Genomic DNA, 17,675 nt, shown 5'->3' on the forward strand with positions numbered 1-17,675 from the left:
AGATAATGCTAAGCACTAATAGAGCAAAATGTTATTTCAAAGTGTATCGCTAGAGAAACAAACGCCACCTACGCTGCTGCATGTGAATTGCCAAGATAACCACTGCCTGTGTCGAAGAGTTACTTGGGGAGCTACATCTACTTGATAGTCAATTACATTTACCGGTAGCTGGTGCGCCGCTAGGGCAACAGGCTTTTCGGTGAGGGAGGACTCAGATGCAAAAGCAGTCGAGCACCCGCTCAGAACTGGCCGACACGATATTTCGCCTGCGCCGCAGTTTTTACTCGCTGGCAGCGTTCAGTGGCGTTATCAACGTCATGATGTTGACGCCAGCGGTGTACATGCTGCAGGTCTATGATCGGGCCTTGGTCAGTCGCAACGTCACAACGTTGACGATGTTGACCTTGCTGGTGATCGGGCTGTTCTTGCTGATGTCCACGCTGGAAATGGTCCGCACCCGCGTATTGATCCGGGTCGGCAACTGCCTCGATATGGACCTCAACCGGCGTATCTTCACCGCCGCCTTCGAGCGCAACCTGAGCCGCGCCGGAGGCAATCCGGCCCAGGCCCTGCAAGATCTCTCGCAGGTTCGGCAGTTCCTCACCGGCAATGCCCTGTTCGCTTTCTTCGATGCACCGTGGACGCCGATCTACCTGCTGGTCGCCTATCTGATCCACCCGCTGCTGGGACTGCTCACGCTGATCGGTTCGCTGATCCTGGTGGGCCTGGCTTATCTCACCGAAAAGGCCACGCAAAAGCCGCTGGCCGAAGCCAATCAGGCCGCCCTCTCCTCCGCCACTTACGCCAACAACAACCTGCGCAACGCCGAGGTCATCGAGGCCATGGGCATGCTGCCGTCGATCAGCAAGCGCTGGTTCCAAAGCCATTTGCGCATACTGGAAATGCAGACCCTGGCCTCCGACCGCGCCGCCATCATCAGCAGCACCGGGCGCTTCGTGCGTATCACTTTGCAGTCGCTGATCCTCGGCGCCGGCGCACTGCTGGCGATCGAAGGCAAAATCACCCCGGGGATGATGATTGCCTGCTCGATCCTCACCGGCCGCGCACTGGGCCCGGTGGAACAGGTCATCGCGTCATGGAAGCAACTGCTCGGCTGCCGGTCGGCCTGGGGCCGGCTCAACGAGATGCTGCACGACTATCCGCGCCGGCCACCGAGCATGCCACTGCAGCGTCCGTTGGGCATGCTCGCGGTGGAGAATGTGTATGCCGGTGCCCCCGGTACCAACAACACGATTCTGCGCGGGGTGAGCTTCAGTCTTGTCCCCGGCGAAAGCCTTGGCGTTATCGGCCCATCCGCCTCGGGCAAATCCACCCTCGCCCGTCTGCTGGTTGGCGTCTGGCCGGCGCAGGCCGGCAAGGTGCGCCTGGACGGCGCGGACATATTCACTTGGAACAAGGGCGAACTTGGCCCCTGGCTCGGCTACCTGCCACAGGACGTGGAGCTGTTCGAGGGCAGCATCGCCGACAACATTGCGCGCTTTGGCGAAGTGGACAGCGATGCGGTCATTCGCGCCGCCAAGATCACTGGTGTGCACGAGATGATCCTGCGCTTTACGCAGGGTTATGACACCCGCCTGGGTACCGATGGCAGCCCGCTGTCTGGTGGTCAGAAGCAACGCATCGCCTTGGCCCGCGCGCTGTATGGCGAGCCCAATCTGATTGTGCTGGATGAGCCGAACGCCAACCTCGACGACCTCGGCGAAAAGGCCTTGGTCGATGCCCTGGCCGAACTCAAGGGTCGTGGTGCCACCGTCATTCTGATTTCCCACCGTCCCAACGTACTCTGTGCCGTCGACAAGGTGCTGATGCTGCGTGACGGCGGCGTGCAGATGCTCGGCACGCGCGATGAAGTATTCGCAGCGCTGCGCAAGGCCAGTGTGATGCCTGCAGGCGCGCCGACCCCGCTGGCCTCCGTCAAAGCACGGGAGTGACCGATCATGCAATTGAGCCAACACACCGAGATGATTCAAGCCGATCCCAGGAGCGTGGTAGACCTGGACGTCGGTAAACCCGCGCGTTGGGGCGTGTGGCTGGTGCTCGCCGGCTTCGGCGGCTTCCTCCTGTGGTCCTGGCTGGCGCCGCTGGATGCCGGGGTAGTAGCGACAGGCACGGTCAAAGTCACCAGCAATCGCAAAGCCGTGCAGCATCTGAGCGGTGGCACCGTGGAGGCCATACTCGTTCGCGAAGGCGATGTGGTGACAAAAGGCCAGGAAGTGGTCCGCCTCGACTCGTTACGTGCCGCTGCCGAACAGGGTGCGGTTGGCGCCCAGTACATCGTCAGCAAGACGGTGGAAAACCGACTGGAAGCGGAACGTGACGCCCGCGATGTGGTGGAATTCGATCCAGAGTTGCTCAAGCGCTTCGGCAATGACCAGCGCCTGGTGGCCGCCATGGACCTGCAACAGCGCCTGCTGGACACCCGGCGCGCCGGTCTCGCGGGTGAAATCAGCATCCTGGAGGAAAACCTGGCCGCGTCGACGGTGCAGCTCAAGGGCCTGCAGCAGGTCTATGGCGCCCGCGCCTCGCAAATCAACTTCCTCAACCAGGAACTGCAAGGCACCCGCGTTCTGGCGGCCGAAGGCTATGTGCCGCGCAACCGCTTGCTTGAGCTGGAACGCAGCAACGCCGACCTGTCTGCCGGCCAGGCCGAGAACCTCAACAACATCGCTCGCGTACGTAGCCAGGCCACCGAAATCAAGTTGCGCATCCTGCAGCGCCAGCACGATTACCTGAAGGAAGTCGAATCGCAGCTGACTGACACCGCCAAGGAAAACACCACCCTGGCCGACCGCTTGCGCGCGCTGGACTATGAAGTGACCCACACGGTGATTCGGTCGCCCATCGATGGCATGGTCCTGTCCCTGAGCATTGCCACAGTCGGGGGGATCATTCAGCCCGGCTTCAAGATCATGGAAATCGTTCCGGTCAACGAACCGCTGCAAGTCGACGCGATGATTCCCGTGCAGGCCATCGACAAGATGGTTCCCGGCCTGCCCGTGGACATTGCCTTCCCGGCCTTCAACCATGCCCAGACGCCAAACATTCCCGGCCGCGTGAAGACCATCTCCGCCGACCGCCTGCTCGACGAGGAAAGCAAGCAACCGTTCTATCTGGCCCAGGTGGAAGTCACATCCGATGGCATGAGATTGCTTGGCAGCAATCACATTCGCCCCGGTATGCCCGCCAGCGTCACCATCAAGACCGGCGAGCGCAACTTGATGAGCTATCTACTCAAACCGATGCTCGAGCGTGTGGACAGCTCCTTCAAGGAACAATGAAATGGACCGTCATTGCATACTCTTCTGCCTGCTGGGGCTGTCCCTGCCGGCCAGCGCCATGGACCTCAAACAAGCCTGGGATCTGTTGCAGTACCAAGGTCCTGTTTACCGCGCCGCCGTGCATGAAAAAGCGGCCGGCGAGGAAAACCGCGCCATCGGCATGGCCGGCCTGCTACCGCAGATCAATGCCTCGGCCTACGACAACAAGGTCAATGGCACCCAACGTCAGAACAGCATCGACAGGGATCTCGACTACGACTCCAAGGGCGCTAACGTGCGCCTGCGCCAGCCACTGTTCAACAAACAGAAGATGGCCGAGTACCGCCAGGGTAAGCAGCGTGCCGACTACAGCGTCGCGGTGTTCGATGCCAAGAGTCAGGACGCCGCGGTGCGCCTGGCCGAAAGCTATTTCGACGTGCTCCTGGCAAGCGAAACCATCATCCTGGCCAAGTCCAAGCTGAGCGCCTTCGATGAGCAACTCGCCTCGGCGAAACGGCGCATGGAGCTGGGGGCCGGCACCGTCACCGACATCGACGAGTCGGTCGCTCGCCGCGACCTCGCCGAGGCCGAACTGATCGAAGCGCAGGACAACCTGGTCAACGCGCGCCGCAAGCTGGAGGAATATATCGGTGAACCTCCCGAATCGCTGACCACCTTGCAGCCGGGCTTCGATACACCACCGCTGCTACCGAGCAACCTGCAGGACTGGCTGGTCAAAGCCCAGGCCGATAGCCCGCTGATCCTTGCGCGCCGTCATAGCAGCAACCTCGCCGAAGAAGAAGTAAAGCGCGCCAGGGCCGGCCACTGGCCAACTCTGGATTTCGTTGCCGGCTACACGGCGGGCGATAGCCAGTCAATCTCCGAGTTGAATCAACGCAACCGCTACAGCTCTATCGGGCTGGAAGTCAATGTCCCGCTATTCAGCGGTGGAGGCGTCAGCGCACTGACACGCCAGGCCAGTGCCAATAGCTACAAGGCCCAGGACGAACTCGACGCCACGCGCCAGGAGGTCATCTCCGGAACCACCCGTGAATATAACGGTGTACAGAGTGGCGCCAAACGTGTTCGCGCGCTGGAGAAGGCAGTAGTGTCCAACGAGCGCTCACTGATTTCGACGCGCAAGGGCTTCAAAGAGGGGGGCACCAGTACCAACTCGGACGTCCTCAACGCCGAAGAACTACTCTTCGTTGCGCGCCACGATCTGTTCGAGGCCAAGTTGCGCTATTTGATGTCGCGCCTGCGCCTGGCCTCTTCGGTGGGTAGTCTGGGCGACGACGATATCGACCAGATCAACAGATACCTCGGCCCGGAGCTATTGGTCCTCAACTAACTTTCTCCTGCCGGCCGGTCGCAAAATGATGGCTGACCGGCGCTCCACCCCGGGGCAACTTCTATTCAGATTTACCAAAATACGGCTCGCGGCCAGGTAATGGCTGATGCGCGATTCAATTTATTCCGTTCGCCGCCTCAATAAGGCCGAGTTTACCCATATCTGCTTGTGGGAGGCAGGTTCAACCAAAAAAGCGGTCGGTGAAACGGGGCCGCTACCATCTCCATTAATGGGGAACCACACCCACTCAGCGGGGAATTTTCCACCAAATATGAGGAATATCCCCCACTACCGTTTCTGCCATTTTTAACACTCAGAACAACTTGTTAATTAATTTGAACTTTTATTTCGCCCTGCTGCAGTGGCTCGTTAGTTGCTCCATCCCTGCTACCCGCACAACTATCGTCCCGGACTTGGAGACGGCGGGCATCACGCGAGGGGTGAACAATGAAACGCAAGACACCACCATGCAATTCCATCGACTTGTTGCGCAGGTCCAGCCTGCCCTGTGCAATGCTCCTCACCCTGACCACCGCCAATGCCGTGCCGCTCGACGATGTCAGTCAGCCGTCACCGACGGACCCTTCGGCGTATAGCAATCCTCCGGCCGACCCGGCGGCCGCGCTGGAAGCCATGAAAACAATGCCGTCGGCCAACCAGGGCGCGCTTGCCCTGCCCAACGGCGTGTACGGCGACCGCTACACCCCACGCGCCGGCAACGTGCTGCCGCCAAGTCTGCAGACATCATTCAAAATCCCCACCAACGGCAAACCCAGCCCGTTGTTCGGAGCCCAGCCCTACACCCAACAATTGCTGTTGTTCGAAGAATTCGGCACGGAAAAACTCGACCCGACCCTTCCGCCACCGCCGCTGACATTCCCTGTGCCCCTTGCCGGCCCGGCGCCACAGCAGGACCCGGACAGCATCGCTCGCAGCGGCCCGTCGAAGGCGGCACTGGAAGCCTTTATGCGCCAGCCCGGGCTTTACCCGTTTCCGTCTCAGTACTCCAACGTGCTGGACCGCAACCCTTGGAAATCGCAGATCGAAGCCTTCCTCAACCGCCATCCGGTAGGTTCGCCGGCTGAGGGTCGTCCGCCAGGAAAGGGTTGGTCGCATCAACGCTGGAACGAGTTCTACCCGCAGGTCGCCTTCAAGACCGTGCAAGCCGGCGCCAAACTCAACGGCGGCATGCGCGACCGCCGACAGTTGCACAACTACGCCGTCGGTGAGTTCGGGCCTGGCGGGCTCTACTACCAGACCTCGGACATCCCGGCCACGACGGGCACGACCAAAGGCATCGACACCCGCTTTCATCCCAACATGCCGATTCAGAACCACAAGGCGCTATGGACCTTCGACGGCACCTTTCCGACAAAACTGCTGATGGTGCGTTACGGCCAACCGGTGCTGATGCGTCACTATAACGCCCTGCCGATCGACCCGGCGGCCAACATGGGTTTCGGACTGCACACCCTCAGTACCCACGAACACAACGGTCACAACCCGGCCGAAAGCGACGGCTATACCAATGCGTTTTTCTTTCCGGGGCAGTACTACGACTATCGCTGGCCGATGCAACTGGCCGGCTACGACACCATCAACACCAAGGCTGAAGACCCGCGCGCGGCGTTCCCTTGCGCACCGGGCGAGACGCTGTTCGTCAACGACGCCAACCCGGGCCTGAAGACCTGCAACAACGGCAGCATCAAGATCCGTGGCGACTGGCGTGAAACCATGAGCACCCACTGGTTCCACGACCACATGCTCGATTTCACCGCACAGAACGTCTACAAGGGCAACGCGGTGATGATGAACTACTACAGCGCCCTGGACCGTGGCAACGAAGCGCTGCAGGACGGCGTCAACCTGCGGCTGCCCAGCGGCTCGGCGCTGCCATGGGGCAACCGCGACTACGACGTCAACCTGATGGTGGCCGACAAGGCCTGGGACAAGAACGGTCAACTCTGGTTCAACCCGTTCAACACCGATGGCTTCCTCGGCGATCAGATCCTGGTCAACTGGCAGTACCAGCCGCGCCTGAAAGTGCGGGCGCGCAGTTATCGTTTCCGCATTCTCAACGGCTCGGTGTCGCGCTACTTCAGGATCGCGCTGGTGCGTGAAATCGCCGGCACCGGTGGCGAATTTCCAGGGCCGACAGGTTCCGGCCTGTCTTATACCCGCGTACCGTTCCACCTGATCGGCAACGACGGCAACCTCATGCAACACGCCGTGCCGTTCGACGGCAGCATGGACCTCGATGGCGACGGCGATACACAGGACCACAACGCCATCCTGCCGACCCAGGGCATCGCCGAGCGTTTCGACATCATCGTCAACTTCGCGAAAAACGGAATCAAGACTGGCGACAAGCTGTACTTCGTCAACCTGATGGAGCACCAGAACGGCAAGGGGCCGGAAAATACACCGCTGAGCCTGGCCGATGTACTGTCCGGAAAATACAAGGCAGTGCTCAAGCTGGGCAGTAAAGGGTTGGAATGGGACAACGGCGACCCGGTGGTGGGCAAGTTCATGCAAATGATCGTGCAGTCTTATTCCGGCCAGGACGTGAGCATGAACCCGGCCGACTATGAACCCGCCAAACCGGGCAAGCCGGTCGGTAAAACCATGATCCCGCTGACCCTCGACCGTGATAACCCCACCGACATGGCCAAAATCAAAGTGGCGCGGCATCGCGAGTTCATTTTCGGCCGTTCCGACGGCACCGACGAAGAACCGTGGACCATCAAGACCGACGGCGGCTTCGGCTACAGCATGGACCCGCGCCGGCTCACCGCCGCTCCGCAACTGTCCACCGGCCCGACCGATGCTGGCTACAGCGGCGACAGCACCCTGGAGGTGTGGAAAATCAGGAACGGCGGCAACGGCTGGCACCACCCGGTGCACGTCCATTTCGAAGAAGGCATTGTCCTCAACCGCGACGGCAAGGCACCGCCGGAATGGGAAAAGTGGGCGCGCAAGGACGTTTATCGCATCGGTGAAGGCATCGACAGTTCGGTGGACGTGGAAATAGCCATCCGCTTCCGCGAATTCGCCGGGACCTACATGGAGCACTGCCACAACACCCAGCACGAGGACACATCAATGTTGCTGCGCTGGGACATCGAGAAGCCCGGCCAATTCCAGTTGATGCCAACACCCCTGCCCGGCTGGGACGGCGTTACCTACGTGAACTCTGCGGCGCTGCCGACCTTCCGCACTGGCGCTAAAGATGGCGAAGATGTAATCGAGAATAAAAAACCGATCGCCAAACCCGACAGCGCCATCAGCAACAACGGCCAGCCGGTGACCATCAACGTGTTGGCCAACGACACCGACCCGGACGGTCATGTGCCGCTGAAAGTAGTAGGTCTTGCGCAACCGGACTCCGGCAAGGGCACGGTCAGCACTGACGGCTTACGTGTGAGCTATACACCACCGACCACAGTCGCCGCGCCATTCACAGCGACCTTTACCTATCAAGCCAAAGATACCAAGGGCGCGGAGTCGCCAGCAGCGACGGTTTCCGTGGCGGTCTCGAAACCAGCAACCCGCTGACAAATGTCAGTAACGACCACCGTCGCCGGCCCGAGCCCGACGGTGGTCATCCTTCGCAATGCAGGATCTGCTAAACCTCCACGACGCCATCGCCTTCCCCATCACATGGGTATTGTCCCCAGTGTTGGCGGTATTTCCCCAGGCATGCGTGTTCTTTCGCGCTGGCGAATGCCGGAAAAATTCTATTTTTCTCCGTCTCAAGCCCTAAACAGTACGATTACTGATTGCCTGAATAACGTTATGTACGTCCTGAATTCTTGGCACAGAGAATGCTCGGTATTCATCCAGGATTCATTGAGTGGTTCGAGTAGCTGGAACTGCATAGGACGCTCCCCATGCAACTAACTTCATCTTCTTTCAGCCCTCTGCCTCCAAGGGGAGTAGCCGACCCAATTGCGCCGACAAAATCGCCCAGCCTCCTGCGGTGGTTTTCGATCGTCAGCTTCATCCTGATCAGCGTGATAGCTGTCGGGTTGGGGTCGGTGTCGACCCGTTTCCTGGTCATCGAGAGCCTGGAGCGCGACGCCCTGTTATCAGCACAATTTATCCAGACCATCGCCAAGGGTGAGATACGCCACCACGGTTTGGACGGGATGCGGATGGGCGACGTTTTGGCAGCCACCCAATATGGAATGTTGTCGCAAGAAATGGCGCAGAACAGGCACCGTGCCCGCTCCGAGTTCCTCGACCACCTTTCGCACCTCCCGGACTCACTCCTGATCAGCATCTACTCCCCTCTTCGGACAGTGATGTGGTCGACAAATCCGCAGCTTATTGGACAACGATTTCTCAACGACGAGGCGCTTGAAGCGGCATTCAGCTCGAAAGACCGGGTTTCCACCAAATACAGCAATGCTGATGAACGCCGGCCCGAACAGCAATTTTTGCTCGCTCCCAAAATGTTCTTCATCGAGAGCTACATCCCTCTGGTAGATGATCTGGGGAATACTCTGGCGGTGGTGGAGATTTATAAGGAACCGGCCGATCTGATCGAACGCCTCAACCGCGGCCATTGGATAATCTGGTTGTCCACCGCAGTGGGTGGGCTGCTCCTTTACGTCGGGCTGTATTGGATCGTTCGACGCGCATCGATTCAGCTGGCATCACAGGAGGCCCAACTCGTCGCCAACAAGACCTACGTTGGCCTGGTCGAGATGTCCACGGCGGTCTCTCATAGTCTGCGAAATCCCTTGGCCTGCATCCGCTCCAGCGCTGAACTGGCAAACGAAATGGACGACCAACCGGCCAGGAAGAATATCGACGATATTGTCAGCCAAGTGGATCGGATGTCGCAGTGGGTACATGAATTGTTGCTGTGCTTGCGACCGATCCATGGAGAAGCGGAAATGGTGGAACCGATGATCGTGGTACAGGCCACGTTGGCCGGCTTCAGCGCGCAACTGGCTCAATCAAAAATCCAGCTCGAGTTCAACAATGAGCCCACCGCTCGGGTCATCAGCAATCCACTTTTGCTGTCGCAAATTCTCAATAGCGTCATCGCCAATGCCATCGAGGCAATGCCGGGCGGCGGGAAGCTATCCATCCAGGCAAGTGTGGATGATACCCATCAATGGCTGCATCTGATCATTGCCGACACCGCGCAAGGGACGTCACGACAACAGGAAATGATGGCATTCAAGACCTTCTACACCACCAAGCAAGGCAAGCTGGGTATAGGGCTGATCATGGTGAAGCAGATCATGGAAAGTTTTGGTGGAGAAGCCACCCTGACGGACCACGAAGATCAGGGAACATCAGTGCGTTTGAGTTTCAGGGTGGTGGAAAGAAGAGCCAGTGGGTTGCGCTAGTCAACGCCTGCGATTGTTTAATGTTCTGAGGGGGCGCTCTTCGACGCCGTCGGTTTGCGACTGCGCGGTTTACGCTTGACGGCTGGAACCTGACGCACTTGTGTCAATTGTTGCTCCAGCGTTTCAGCACGGGCCTGCTGTGCCGCGGCACGTTGCTGGGTTTGACTGAGTTCGATCTGGATCGACTCCAGCCGCCGCTGCAACTGCTCCACGTGCCGACCGGCCTCTTTGAGCTGGGACGACATTGCCTTGCCCTCCTCCCGCGCGCGGTCGACCTCTCGGTGCGCACGATCTTCGACTCCGCGAACGTAGCTCTCCTGCGCGACGCGCTCCTGCTCGGCCTTGAGCCGCAGCGCTTGCAGATCTTCCTGTAACGACAGATTTTGCTGCTGGGCCTCCGCGCGCTCGCGCATCAAGACGTCACGCTGATGCTGCAAATCCTCGATCTGCATCTGGCGCTGGGATAACAGCAATTCCAGATCAGTTAAACGCAACTCGACAGCCTGACGGCCGGCCGCGGCTTCTGCTACCTGTTGGCGACCCTTTGCCACGTCCTGACGCGCCTGGTCTTCGACCGCCGCTATTCGTTCGCGCTCGGTAGCCAGCACCTCACGTTGTTGCGCCAAGGTCTGCTCGGCGACGCCCTGTGCGAGATGGATGGCCTGCTGCCACACCGCGACAAAAGCCTGCGAAACCTCGCCCGGCAGTGCCGGCAGGCGTGTTTCGCCGTTCAGGCGCTCCGCCAGACGCGACCACCATTGATCGAGCAGGCCGCCAACCCGTGCCGGACTGCCCCGACCGAGCTCCAGGCGCACACGCTCCACTGTTGGCCGCTCACCACGGGCCAAAACCGCATCCGCAGCGGCAAACACATCGTTTTCCGGCACCCCTACTGCCATGACTCACCTCCGGGTATATTAGGTCTGATAATGAAAGATTATCCGACGTTATTTTATGAATAATGGAATTATCATACGTTGAACGTATTAAATATTACAGATCAATTATCTTTGGTGGACGAAACCCCGCTAAACCCGCATTCCTTGGCGATTAACGCCCAGGAAGCGGCGGCGGCCTTTCTCGCTGCCGGCACCGCGGCGAATACCGTGCGCAGCTACCGCAGCGCCCTGACCTACTGGTCGGCCTGGTTGCAGTTGCGTTACGGCCAGGCCTTGGGCGACGCGCCACTGCCGACCACGGTGGCGATTCAGTTTGTCGTTGATCATTTGGCACGCCCCCTGGCCGATGGCGGCTGGACGCATCTGTTACCGCCCAGCATCGACGCGGCGCTGGTAAAGGCGCGAATCAAAAGCGAACCCGGAGCCCTGGCGTACAACACGGTCAGTCACCGCCTGGCCGTGCTGGGCAAATGGCACCGGATCAATGGCTGGGAGAGTCCGACCGAAGCGTCGGCGTTGAAGACCCTGTTGCGTGAGGCACGCAAGGCCCAGTCACGTCAGGGCATCTCGGTGCGCAAGAAAAACGCGATCGTGCTGGAACCGTTGCAGGCGCTGCTCGCCACCTGCACCGACGGCGCGCGCGGCGTTCGCGACCGCGCACTGCTCCTGCTCGCCTGGAGCGGTGGCGGCCGGCGCCGCTCGGAAGTGGTGGGCCTGCAAGTGGGCGATGTGCGCAAACTGGATGCCGACACCTGGCTTTACGCCCTGGGCGCGACCAAGACCGACACCGGCGGCGTGCGCCGTGAGAAGCCACTGCGCGGCCCCGCGGCGCAAGCACTGACGGCTTGGCTGAAGGCTGCCCCGGCGGAGTCGGGCCCGTTGTTTCGGCGCATGTATAAAGGCGGCAAGGTCGGGACAGCAGGCTTGTCGGCTGATCAAGTGGCACGCATTGTTCAGCGCCGAGCCAAGTTGGCGGACCTTGAGGGCGATTGGGCGGCGCACAGCCTGCGCTCGGGGTTTGTCACCGAGGCCGGACGCCAGGGGGTACCGCTCGGCGAAGTGATGGCCATGACCGAACACCGTAGCGTGACCACGGTAATGGGTTACTTCCAGGCGGGTTCACTGTTGAGCAGCCGAGCCACGTCACTGCTCGGGGATGGCGAGGAGTAATAGCGGGCCGAAAACAGAGCATCAGCGCCCAGCGTAGCTTGGGACTCTTCAAAATGATGTCGTAACAGTGGCGCCTCTCGCTAACACCCAACGTAGACGCCTACCCGCTCCTAAAATAGCGCTTGGAGAACATGATAAGTAGTGAGCTATTCGTTGATGAAAGTCTGAAGTATTGATTTGAATTTTCCGATTCTTTCACGCCGCCGCCTGTGCCTAACATCGGCTCCACAGCGAACTAGCCGAGGATCACCGATGAAGCTGGAAATTTTCCGCACGCTGTGGGGTTACACCGCCAGCAAGGCTCAGGCGCTCGATGAGTTGCTGCGGGCGGGCTTTGATGGCATGGAAGCACGCCTGCCTCTGGACGCCGGTGAACGGGCTGAGTTTGGCGCGTTTCTCCAGGCCAATCGCCTGGGCTATATCAGTACGGTATTCACCGCGTACGACGTGCTTCCAGAGCAGTCGGCGACGCCTGCCGTCCATCTTGATGACCTGGACCGAAAACTTGCCTGGGCCGCCGAACTCGGCCCACGCTTCGTCAACGTGCTGGCGGGCAACGACCGCTGGTCCTTGCCACAACAAGTGGAATTTTTTGGCCAGGCGTTAGATCTGGCGCGCAAACATGGTCAGGTCTGCAGCTTCGAAACCCACCGCTCGCGTTCGTTATTCAACCCCTGGATAACCCTGGAGTTGATCCGGCAACTGCCCGACCTGTTGTTCACCAGTGACATCAGCCATTGGGTAGTGACCTGCGAGCGCCTGTTGAATGACCCGGCCGATGATCTAAGCGCCTTCATCGAGCGGGTTCACCATATCCAGGCCCGGGTCGGCTATGACCAGGGCCCGCAGGTTCCTCACCCGGCGGCACCCGAATATGCAAAAGAGCTGGCTTTCCATCAGCAGCATTGGGAAAGCATCTGGCGCTCGCAGCAAGCCCGCGGTTACCAGGTCAGCACCCTGACCCCGGAATTCGGCGCCGACGGTTACCTGCATCATTTGCCCTTCACCAATGTCCCGGTGGCCGACCTGTGGTCATTGAACGTGTGGATGGGCCAGACCGAGCGCGAACACTTCGAGCGTTTCCACCACTCAAGCCATCCTTAGGGAGCCGATGCGTCATGCCTGACAATAAAAACAACAGCGCCAGCACTGACACACTCAAAGCCAACTTCAATAGCATCCCGGTGGTCAACATCGCCGGCCTGTTCAGCTTTGAACTGGAACACCGCCTGGCCGTGGCCGAACAGTTGGGGCGTGCCGCCAGCGAAGTCGGGTTCCTCTACATCACCGACCACGGTATCGACCCGCAACTGATCGCCAACCTGCGCAAGGCTGCCAAGGACTATTTCGACCAGCCCCTGGACGCCAAGATGCAGCACTACATCGGCACCTCGCAAACCCACAAGGGTTTTGTACCCGAGGGCGAAGAGGTCTATTCCAAAGGCAAGCCGGACCATAAGGAGGCCTTCGACGTCGGCTTCGAAGTCCCGGTCGATGACCCGCTGGTGCTGGCCAACACCCCGTTGCTGGGGCCCAACGACTGGCCGCAGCTGGCAGGTTTCAAGGCGTCGGTGCAGGCCTACTATGAAGCGATCTTCGCCTTGGGCCGGCGCCTGTTCGGCGGCTTTGCCCTGACCCTGGGCCTGGAAGAAAACTATTTCGACAGCCTGGTCACCCGTCCACCGTCCAAGCTGCGCCTGATCCACTACCCCTTCGACGGTGCCGCCCATGACGCACCGGGTCTTGGCGCCCATACTGATTACGAGTGCTTCACCATCCTCCTGGCCGACAAACCAGGCCTTGAGGTGATGAACAACCTTGGACAATGGATTGATGCACCACCGATTGCCGATGCCTTTGTGGTCAACATCGGCGACATGCTGGAAGTGATGACCGCAGGCGCATTCGTTGCCACTGCGCATCGGGTGCGCAGCGTGAAGGAGGAGCGTTACTCCTTCCCGTTGTTTTATGCCTGCGACTATCACACCCAGATCAAACCGCTGCCCGGATTCGCCCAGGCAGGCAACGACTACGAAGAAATCACGATCGGCGAACACATGTATGGCCAGGCCCTGCAGACCTATCAGTATCTGCGCCAGAGGGTGGCCAATGGGGACGTTCAACTGCCAGGCAAGGCACGCAAGCCCGCCAGTTTCGGACATCTGAAAAATCAGGCTCAACCGTCCTGATTGAAGTTTTCAGCTACACCCCTACCTACGCCGGAGTCAGTAAAAATGAAAAACAATAAAAAAAACCTGTTGGGCCTGGCTGTATTGGCAGCCGGTATGCTCGGTGCCTCGGTGAGCATGGCCGCGACAGACACGTTCAAGGTCGGCATGGAAATCACCTACCCGCCTTTCGAGTCCTATGACAAGGACAAAAACGTTGTGGGGTCGGACCCCGAAGTGGCAACGGCGCTGGCCAGGCACATGAACGCCAAGGTGGAGTTCGTCGACACCAAGTTCCCGAGCCTGATCCTTGGCTTGAACTCCGGCAAGTACGACGCGATCATTTCCGGCATGTACATCACGCCGGAGCGCCAGACACAGGCCCAGACCATCGCCTATGCCAACACCGGTGCCTCGGTCATGGTGCCCAAGGGCAGTGAGATCAACGCGAAAAAGCCTGAAGATCTGTGCGGGTTGAAACTGGGCCTGGAACAGGGCACTACCTGGGTCAAGGAATTCAGGAAGCTGTCCGATGACTACTGCGTGCCCAACAACAAAGGCGCCATCACCGTCAGCGAATACCCCTCGGCGCCGGAAGTGACCCAAGCCCTGTTGTCCAAAAACATCCAGGCCCAGGTTGAAATCGCCGGCGCCGCAAAAATGATCGCGGAAAAGACCAATGGCCGGGTAGTAATCACCACCGAGCACCCGATTTATCAACAAACCCTGGGCATCTTCGTCAAGAAAGGTAACGACGAAACCTTCCAGGCCGTGCAAAAGGCCTTCGAGGAAATCAAAAAGAGCGGTGAGTACGCCGCGATTCTAAAGAAATATGGCCTGGAAGAACCGACCGCAAACTAAGAACCTGTCCTTGTAGTCTGGTCATCTGCCTCCCCTGCACGGGGGCGGCAGATCGAGGTGCCCCATGCAATTCGATTGGTCGTATTTCTTCTCCCTGTTCTCCCTGCCAGACTTCTGGAATGCCTGCGTCACCGTGGTCCAGCTCAGCGCCCTGGCCTGGTTCATCGGCATGCTGCTGGGCTTTGTCCTGGCCACGGCCAAGCTCTCCCAGTCGCCTTTGCTGCGCATTCCTGCGGCGGTCTACATCTGGTTCTTCCGCAGCATCCCGTTGTTGGTGCTGGTGGTCTTCGTCTACAACTTGCCGCAATTGTTTCCCGGTAGCGGCCCGATTCTCTCCAACCCCTTCTATTCCGGCTTGCTCGCTCTGGTGGTCACGGAAGCGGCGTACATGGCGGAAATCCACCGGGGTGGACTGATCTCCGTGGCAAAGGGCCAAAAGGAAGCCGGGCGCGCGCTGGGTGTCGGCCTGCTCGGCATGCAGCGCTTGATCGTGATCCCCCAGGCTTTCCGTATCTCGCTGCCGACCTTGATCAATGAATACATCACGGTGGTCAAGCTGACGTCGCTGGTCTCGGTCATCTCCCTGACCGAAATCCTCACGGTCGGCCAACGCCTCTATGCCACCAACTTCCTGGTCATGGAAACCCTGGCGGCGGTAGGCGTCTACTACGTGTTGATCGTTACCGTGTTCGGCTTTTTCCTGCAGCGCCTGGAACGCTACCTGGACCTGAACTTTCGCAAGCCGCACACGCTCGATGACGCCGCTGTGGCCAAGTTCAAGGCCTGCGCCGAAGCCTTGCCCGACAGTGCGCGCAAAGCAGCCGGCAACAACGCGACACCCATCCTGCAACTGAAGAACATCCAGAAGAGCTACGGCACGCACAAAGTGCTGCTGGGTATCGACCTGAATGTCGACTACGGCCAGGTGGTCTCGATCATCGGGCCATCCGGCTCCGGCAAGACTTCGCTGATCCGCACGGTCAACGGCCTGGAAACCATCGATGCGGGCGACGTTCTGTTGTTCGGCGAAAAATTCATCGAAGCGTCGGACAAACCCAACAGCGCCCGCCTGCGCAAAGGCGTGCGGCACATCGGCATGGTGTTCCAGAACTTCAACCTGTTCCCGCACCGCACCATCCTCGACAACGTCACACTGGCACCGCGTTACCACGGCCAGCCGGGCGAGCTGAGTGAACATCGTGCTTATGCGCTACTGGACAAGGTCGGCCTGCTGGCCCATGCCCACAAGTACCCGCACCAGCTCTCCGGCGGGCAGCAACAGCGCGTGGCGATCGCTCGCGCCCTGGCAATGGAACCGCAGATCATGCTGTTCGACGAGCCGACCTCGGCCCTCGACCCGGAATTGGTCAACGACGTACTCAACGTGATCCGCGACTTGGCCAAGGAAGGCATGACCATGCTGATCGTGACCCACGAAATGGACTTTGCCATGTCGATCTCCGATCGGGTGATCTTCATGGAGAACGGCAATGTTCAACTCGATGCCGCACCTGAAACCATACTGTGCGAGGCCGAAGGAGAGAGAGTGCGGCGCTTCATGGGGATCGCTGCCCGATCGCCACACCTGTCTGCAACGGTAAATCATGCATGAATAGCCAACCACTTTCTTTGAGCTTCTTTCTTTCAGGAAAACCCGCATGAATCTTGGAATAGCAGGACGCTGGGCGCTGGTGTGCGCTGCCAGCAAAGGTCTGGGTAAAGCCTGCGCACAGGCACTCGTCAGCGAAGGCGTGAACGTGGTGATCACTGCCCGAGGCGAACAGACGCTGAATGAAACAGCCCGTCAGCTCAGAGCGATAAATCCTGAAGTGACTGTCATCGCCGTCGCCGGAGACATTTCAACGCCTGAGGGTCGTGCGGCAGCCCTCGCGGCCCATGAGCATTTCGATATCTTGATCAACAACGCGGGAGGCCCTCCTCCCGGGGATTTCCGCGAATGGAACCGCGACGCCTGGCTCAAGGCGCTGGATGCCAACATGCTCACCCCCATCGAGTTGATCAAGGCAACGGTTGACGGTATGGCTACACGCGGATTCGGCCGCATTATCAACATCACGTCGAGCGCGGTGAAATCCCCTATCGAAAGCCTGGGTCTGTCCAATGGCGCCCGCAGTGGTCTGACGGGGTTTATCGCAGGGCTTGCCCGGCAAGAAAACATTGCCAGCCGTAATGTGACGATCAACAACCTGCAACCTGGCTCATTCGACACCGATCGACTGCGTGACAACCTGGTCGCCGCTGCCGAAGAGTTGGGGCAAGACAGTGAGGCATTCCTCGGCGAATGCCGTAGCGAAATTCCTGCGAAACGCTTCGGCTCACCCGAGGAGTTCGGTGCGCTTTGCGCCTTCGTCTGCAGCCGTCATGCGGGCTACCTGACCGGGCAGAACCTGTTGATTGATGGAGGGGCCATTCGCTCCAGCCAATAGATACGGCAGGCACGATTGGGGCGGATGGCATGGATGATTTCGCCATTCGCCTCCTTTGTATCGCCGATACCATCCTGTTCCGATGCTCAGCCAAATATCCCATCAGGGTTGAACTGAAGGAAAGCACCGCTTCGGGGT

At 59.6% G+C, this 17,675-nt stretch carries 12 protein-coding genes; 11 read left to right on the forward strand and 1 reads right to left on the reverse strand.

Annotated elements, in window-relative coordinates; genetic code table 11:
- Positions 1 to 215 precede the first annotated feature (215 nt).
- From ACA054_RS15780 to ACA054_RS15800, 5 genes are all read left to right on the forward strand, one after another.
- Positions 216 to 1,952 carry a type I secretion system permease/ATPase gene (locus tag ACA054_RS15780; protein WP_497690207.1) on the forward strand — a complete coding sequence of 579 codons (1,737 nt, stop codon included), beginning with the start codon at positions 216 to 218 and terminating at the stop codon, positions 1,950 to 1,952.
- A 6-nt stretch (positions 1,953 to 1,958) separates the two neighbouring features.
- Positions 1,959 to 3,299, forward strand: a complete 1,341-nt coding sequence (locus ACA054_RS15785; protein WP_497690208.1) for an HlyD family type I secretion periplasmic adaptor subunit — start codon at positions 1,959 to 1,961, stop codon at positions 3,297 to 3,299.
- A gap of 1 nt (position 3,300) precedes the next feature.
- Positions 3,301 to 4,629 (forward strand): TolC family outer membrane protein, encoded by a 1,329-nt coding sequence (locus tag ACA054_RS15790; RefSeq protein WP_497690209.1) that lies wholly within the window; start codon positions 3,301 to 3,303, stop codon positions 4,627 to 4,629.
- A gap of 513 nt (positions 4,630 to 5,142) precedes the next feature.
- Positions 5,143 to 8,184: an Ig-like domain-containing protein gene (locus ACA054_RS15795; RefSeq protein WP_497690315.1), complete on the forward strand. Its 3,042-nt coding sequence runs from the start codon at positions 5,143 to 5,145 to the stop codon at positions 8,182 to 8,184.
- A 335-nt stretch (positions 8,185 to 8,519) separates the two neighbouring features.
- On the forward strand, positions 8,520 to 9,992 hold the full coding sequence (locus ACA054_RS15800; RefSeq protein WP_497690210.1) for a sensor histidine kinase: 1,473 nt from the start codon (positions 8,520 to 8,522) through the stop codon (positions 9,990 to 9,992).
- A 17-nt stretch (positions 9,993 to 10,009) separates the two neighbouring features.
- Here the strand turns inward: ACA054_RS15800 and ACA054_RS15805 are convergent, their stop codons facing one another.
- Positions 10,010 to 10,891, reverse strand: a complete 882-nt coding sequence (locus ACA054_RS15805; RefSeq protein ID WP_497690211.1) for a DNA-binding protein — start codon at positions 10,889 to 10,891, stop codon at positions 10,010 to 10,012.
- Between the two features lie 78 nt (positions 10,892 to 10,969).
- Between ACA054_RS15805 and ACA054_RS15810 the strand changes: the two genes are divergently transcribed.
- The 6 genes from ACA054_RS15810 to ACA054_RS15835 all read left to right on the forward strand — a co-directional run bounded on the left by ACA054_RS15810 (position 10,970) and on the right by ACA054_RS15835 (position 17,537).
- On the forward strand, positions 10,970 to 12,061 hold the full coding sequence (locus ACA054_RS15810; protein WP_497690212.1) for a site-specific integrase: 1,092 nt from the start codon (positions 10,970 to 10,972) through the stop codon (positions 12,059 to 12,061).
- 252 nt (positions 12,062 to 12,313) lie between these two features.
- Entirely contained in the window at positions 12,314 to 13,165 is an 852-nt protein-coding gene (locus tag ACA054_RS15815; protein WP_497690213.1) for a sugar phosphate isomerase/epimerase family protein, read from the forward strand.
- A 14-nt stretch (positions 13,166 to 13,179) separates the two neighbouring features.
- Positions 13,180 to 14,250: an isopenicillin N synthase family dioxygenase gene (locus ACA054_RS15820; protein ID WP_497690214.1), complete on the forward strand. Its 1,071-nt coding sequence runs from the start codon at positions 13,180 to 13,182 to the stop codon at positions 14,248 to 14,250.
- A 45-nt stretch (positions 14,251 to 14,295) separates the two neighbouring features.
- Complete coding sequence (locus ACA054_RS15825; protein ID WP_497690215.1) at positions 14,296 to 15,090, forward strand: ABC transporter substrate-binding protein; 795 nt, start codon at positions 14,296 to 14,298, stop codon at positions 15,088 to 15,090.
- 64 nt (positions 15,091 to 15,154) lie between these two features.
- Positions 15,155 to 16,702, forward strand: a complete 1,548-nt coding sequence (locus tag ACA054_RS15830) for an amino acid ABC transporter permease/ATP-binding protein (protein WP_497690216.1) — start codon at positions 15,155 to 15,157, stop codon at positions 16,700 to 16,702.
- A gap of 46 nt (positions 16,703 to 16,748) precedes the next feature.
- Complete coding sequence (locus ACA054_RS15835; RefSeq protein ID WP_497690217.1) at positions 16,749 to 17,537, forward strand: SDR family oxidoreductase; 789 nt, start codon at positions 16,749 to 16,751, stop codon at positions 17,535 to 17,537.
- The last annotated feature ends 138 nt before the right edge of the window (positions 17,538 to 17,675 follow it).

It is taken from the genome of Pseudomonas sp. LBUM1653, assembly GCF_059716115.1.

Excerpts from the sequence above, each read along its gene's own strand:
- ACA054_RS15830 (WP_497690216.1), top strand. The coding sequence starts at position 15,155 with ATGCAATTCGATTGGTCGTATTTCTTCTCCCTGTTCTCCCTGCCAGAC.
- ACA054_RS15795 (WP_497690315.1), top strand. The coding sequence starts at position 5,143 with ATGCTCCTCACCCTGACCACCGCCAATGCCGTGCCGCTCGACGATGTC.
- ACA054_RS15800 (WP_497690210.1), top strand. The coding sequence starts at position 8,520 with ATGCAACTAACTTCATCTTCTTTCAGCCCTCTGCCTCCAAGGGGAGTA.
- ACA054_RS15815 (WP_497690213.1), top strand. The coding sequence starts at position 12,314 with ATGAAGCTGGAAATTTTCCGCACGCTGTGGGGTTACACCGCCAGCAAG.
- ACA054_RS15790 (WP_497690209.1), top strand. The coding sequence starts at position 3,301 with ATGGACCGTCATTGCATACTCTTCTGCCTGCTGGGGCTGTCCCTGCCG.
- ACA054_RS15835 (WP_497690217.1), top strand. The coding sequence starts at position 16,749 with ATGAATCTTGGAATAGCAGGACGCTGGGCGCTGGTGTGCGCTGCCAGC.
- ACA054_RS15820 (WP_497690214.1), top strand. The coding sequence starts at position 13,180 with ATGCCTGACAATAAAAACAACAGCGCCAGCACTGACACACTCAAAGCC.
- ACA054_RS15785 (WP_497690208.1), top strand. The coding sequence starts at position 1,959 with ATGCAATTGAGCCAACACACCGAGATGATTCAAGCCGATCCCAGGAGC.
- ACA054_RS15805 (WP_497690211.1), bottom strand. The coding sequence starts at position 10,891 with ATGGCAGTAGGGGTGCCGGAAAACGATGTGTTTGCCGCTGCGGATGCG.
- ACA054_RS15825 (WP_497690215.1), top strand. The coding sequence starts at position 14,296 with ATGAAAAACAATAAAAAAAACCTGTTGGGCCTGGCTGTATTGGCAGCC.
- ACA054_RS15780 (WP_497690207.1), top strand. The coding sequence starts at position 216 with ATGCAAAAGCAGTCGAGCACCCGCTCAGAACTGGCCGACACGATATTT.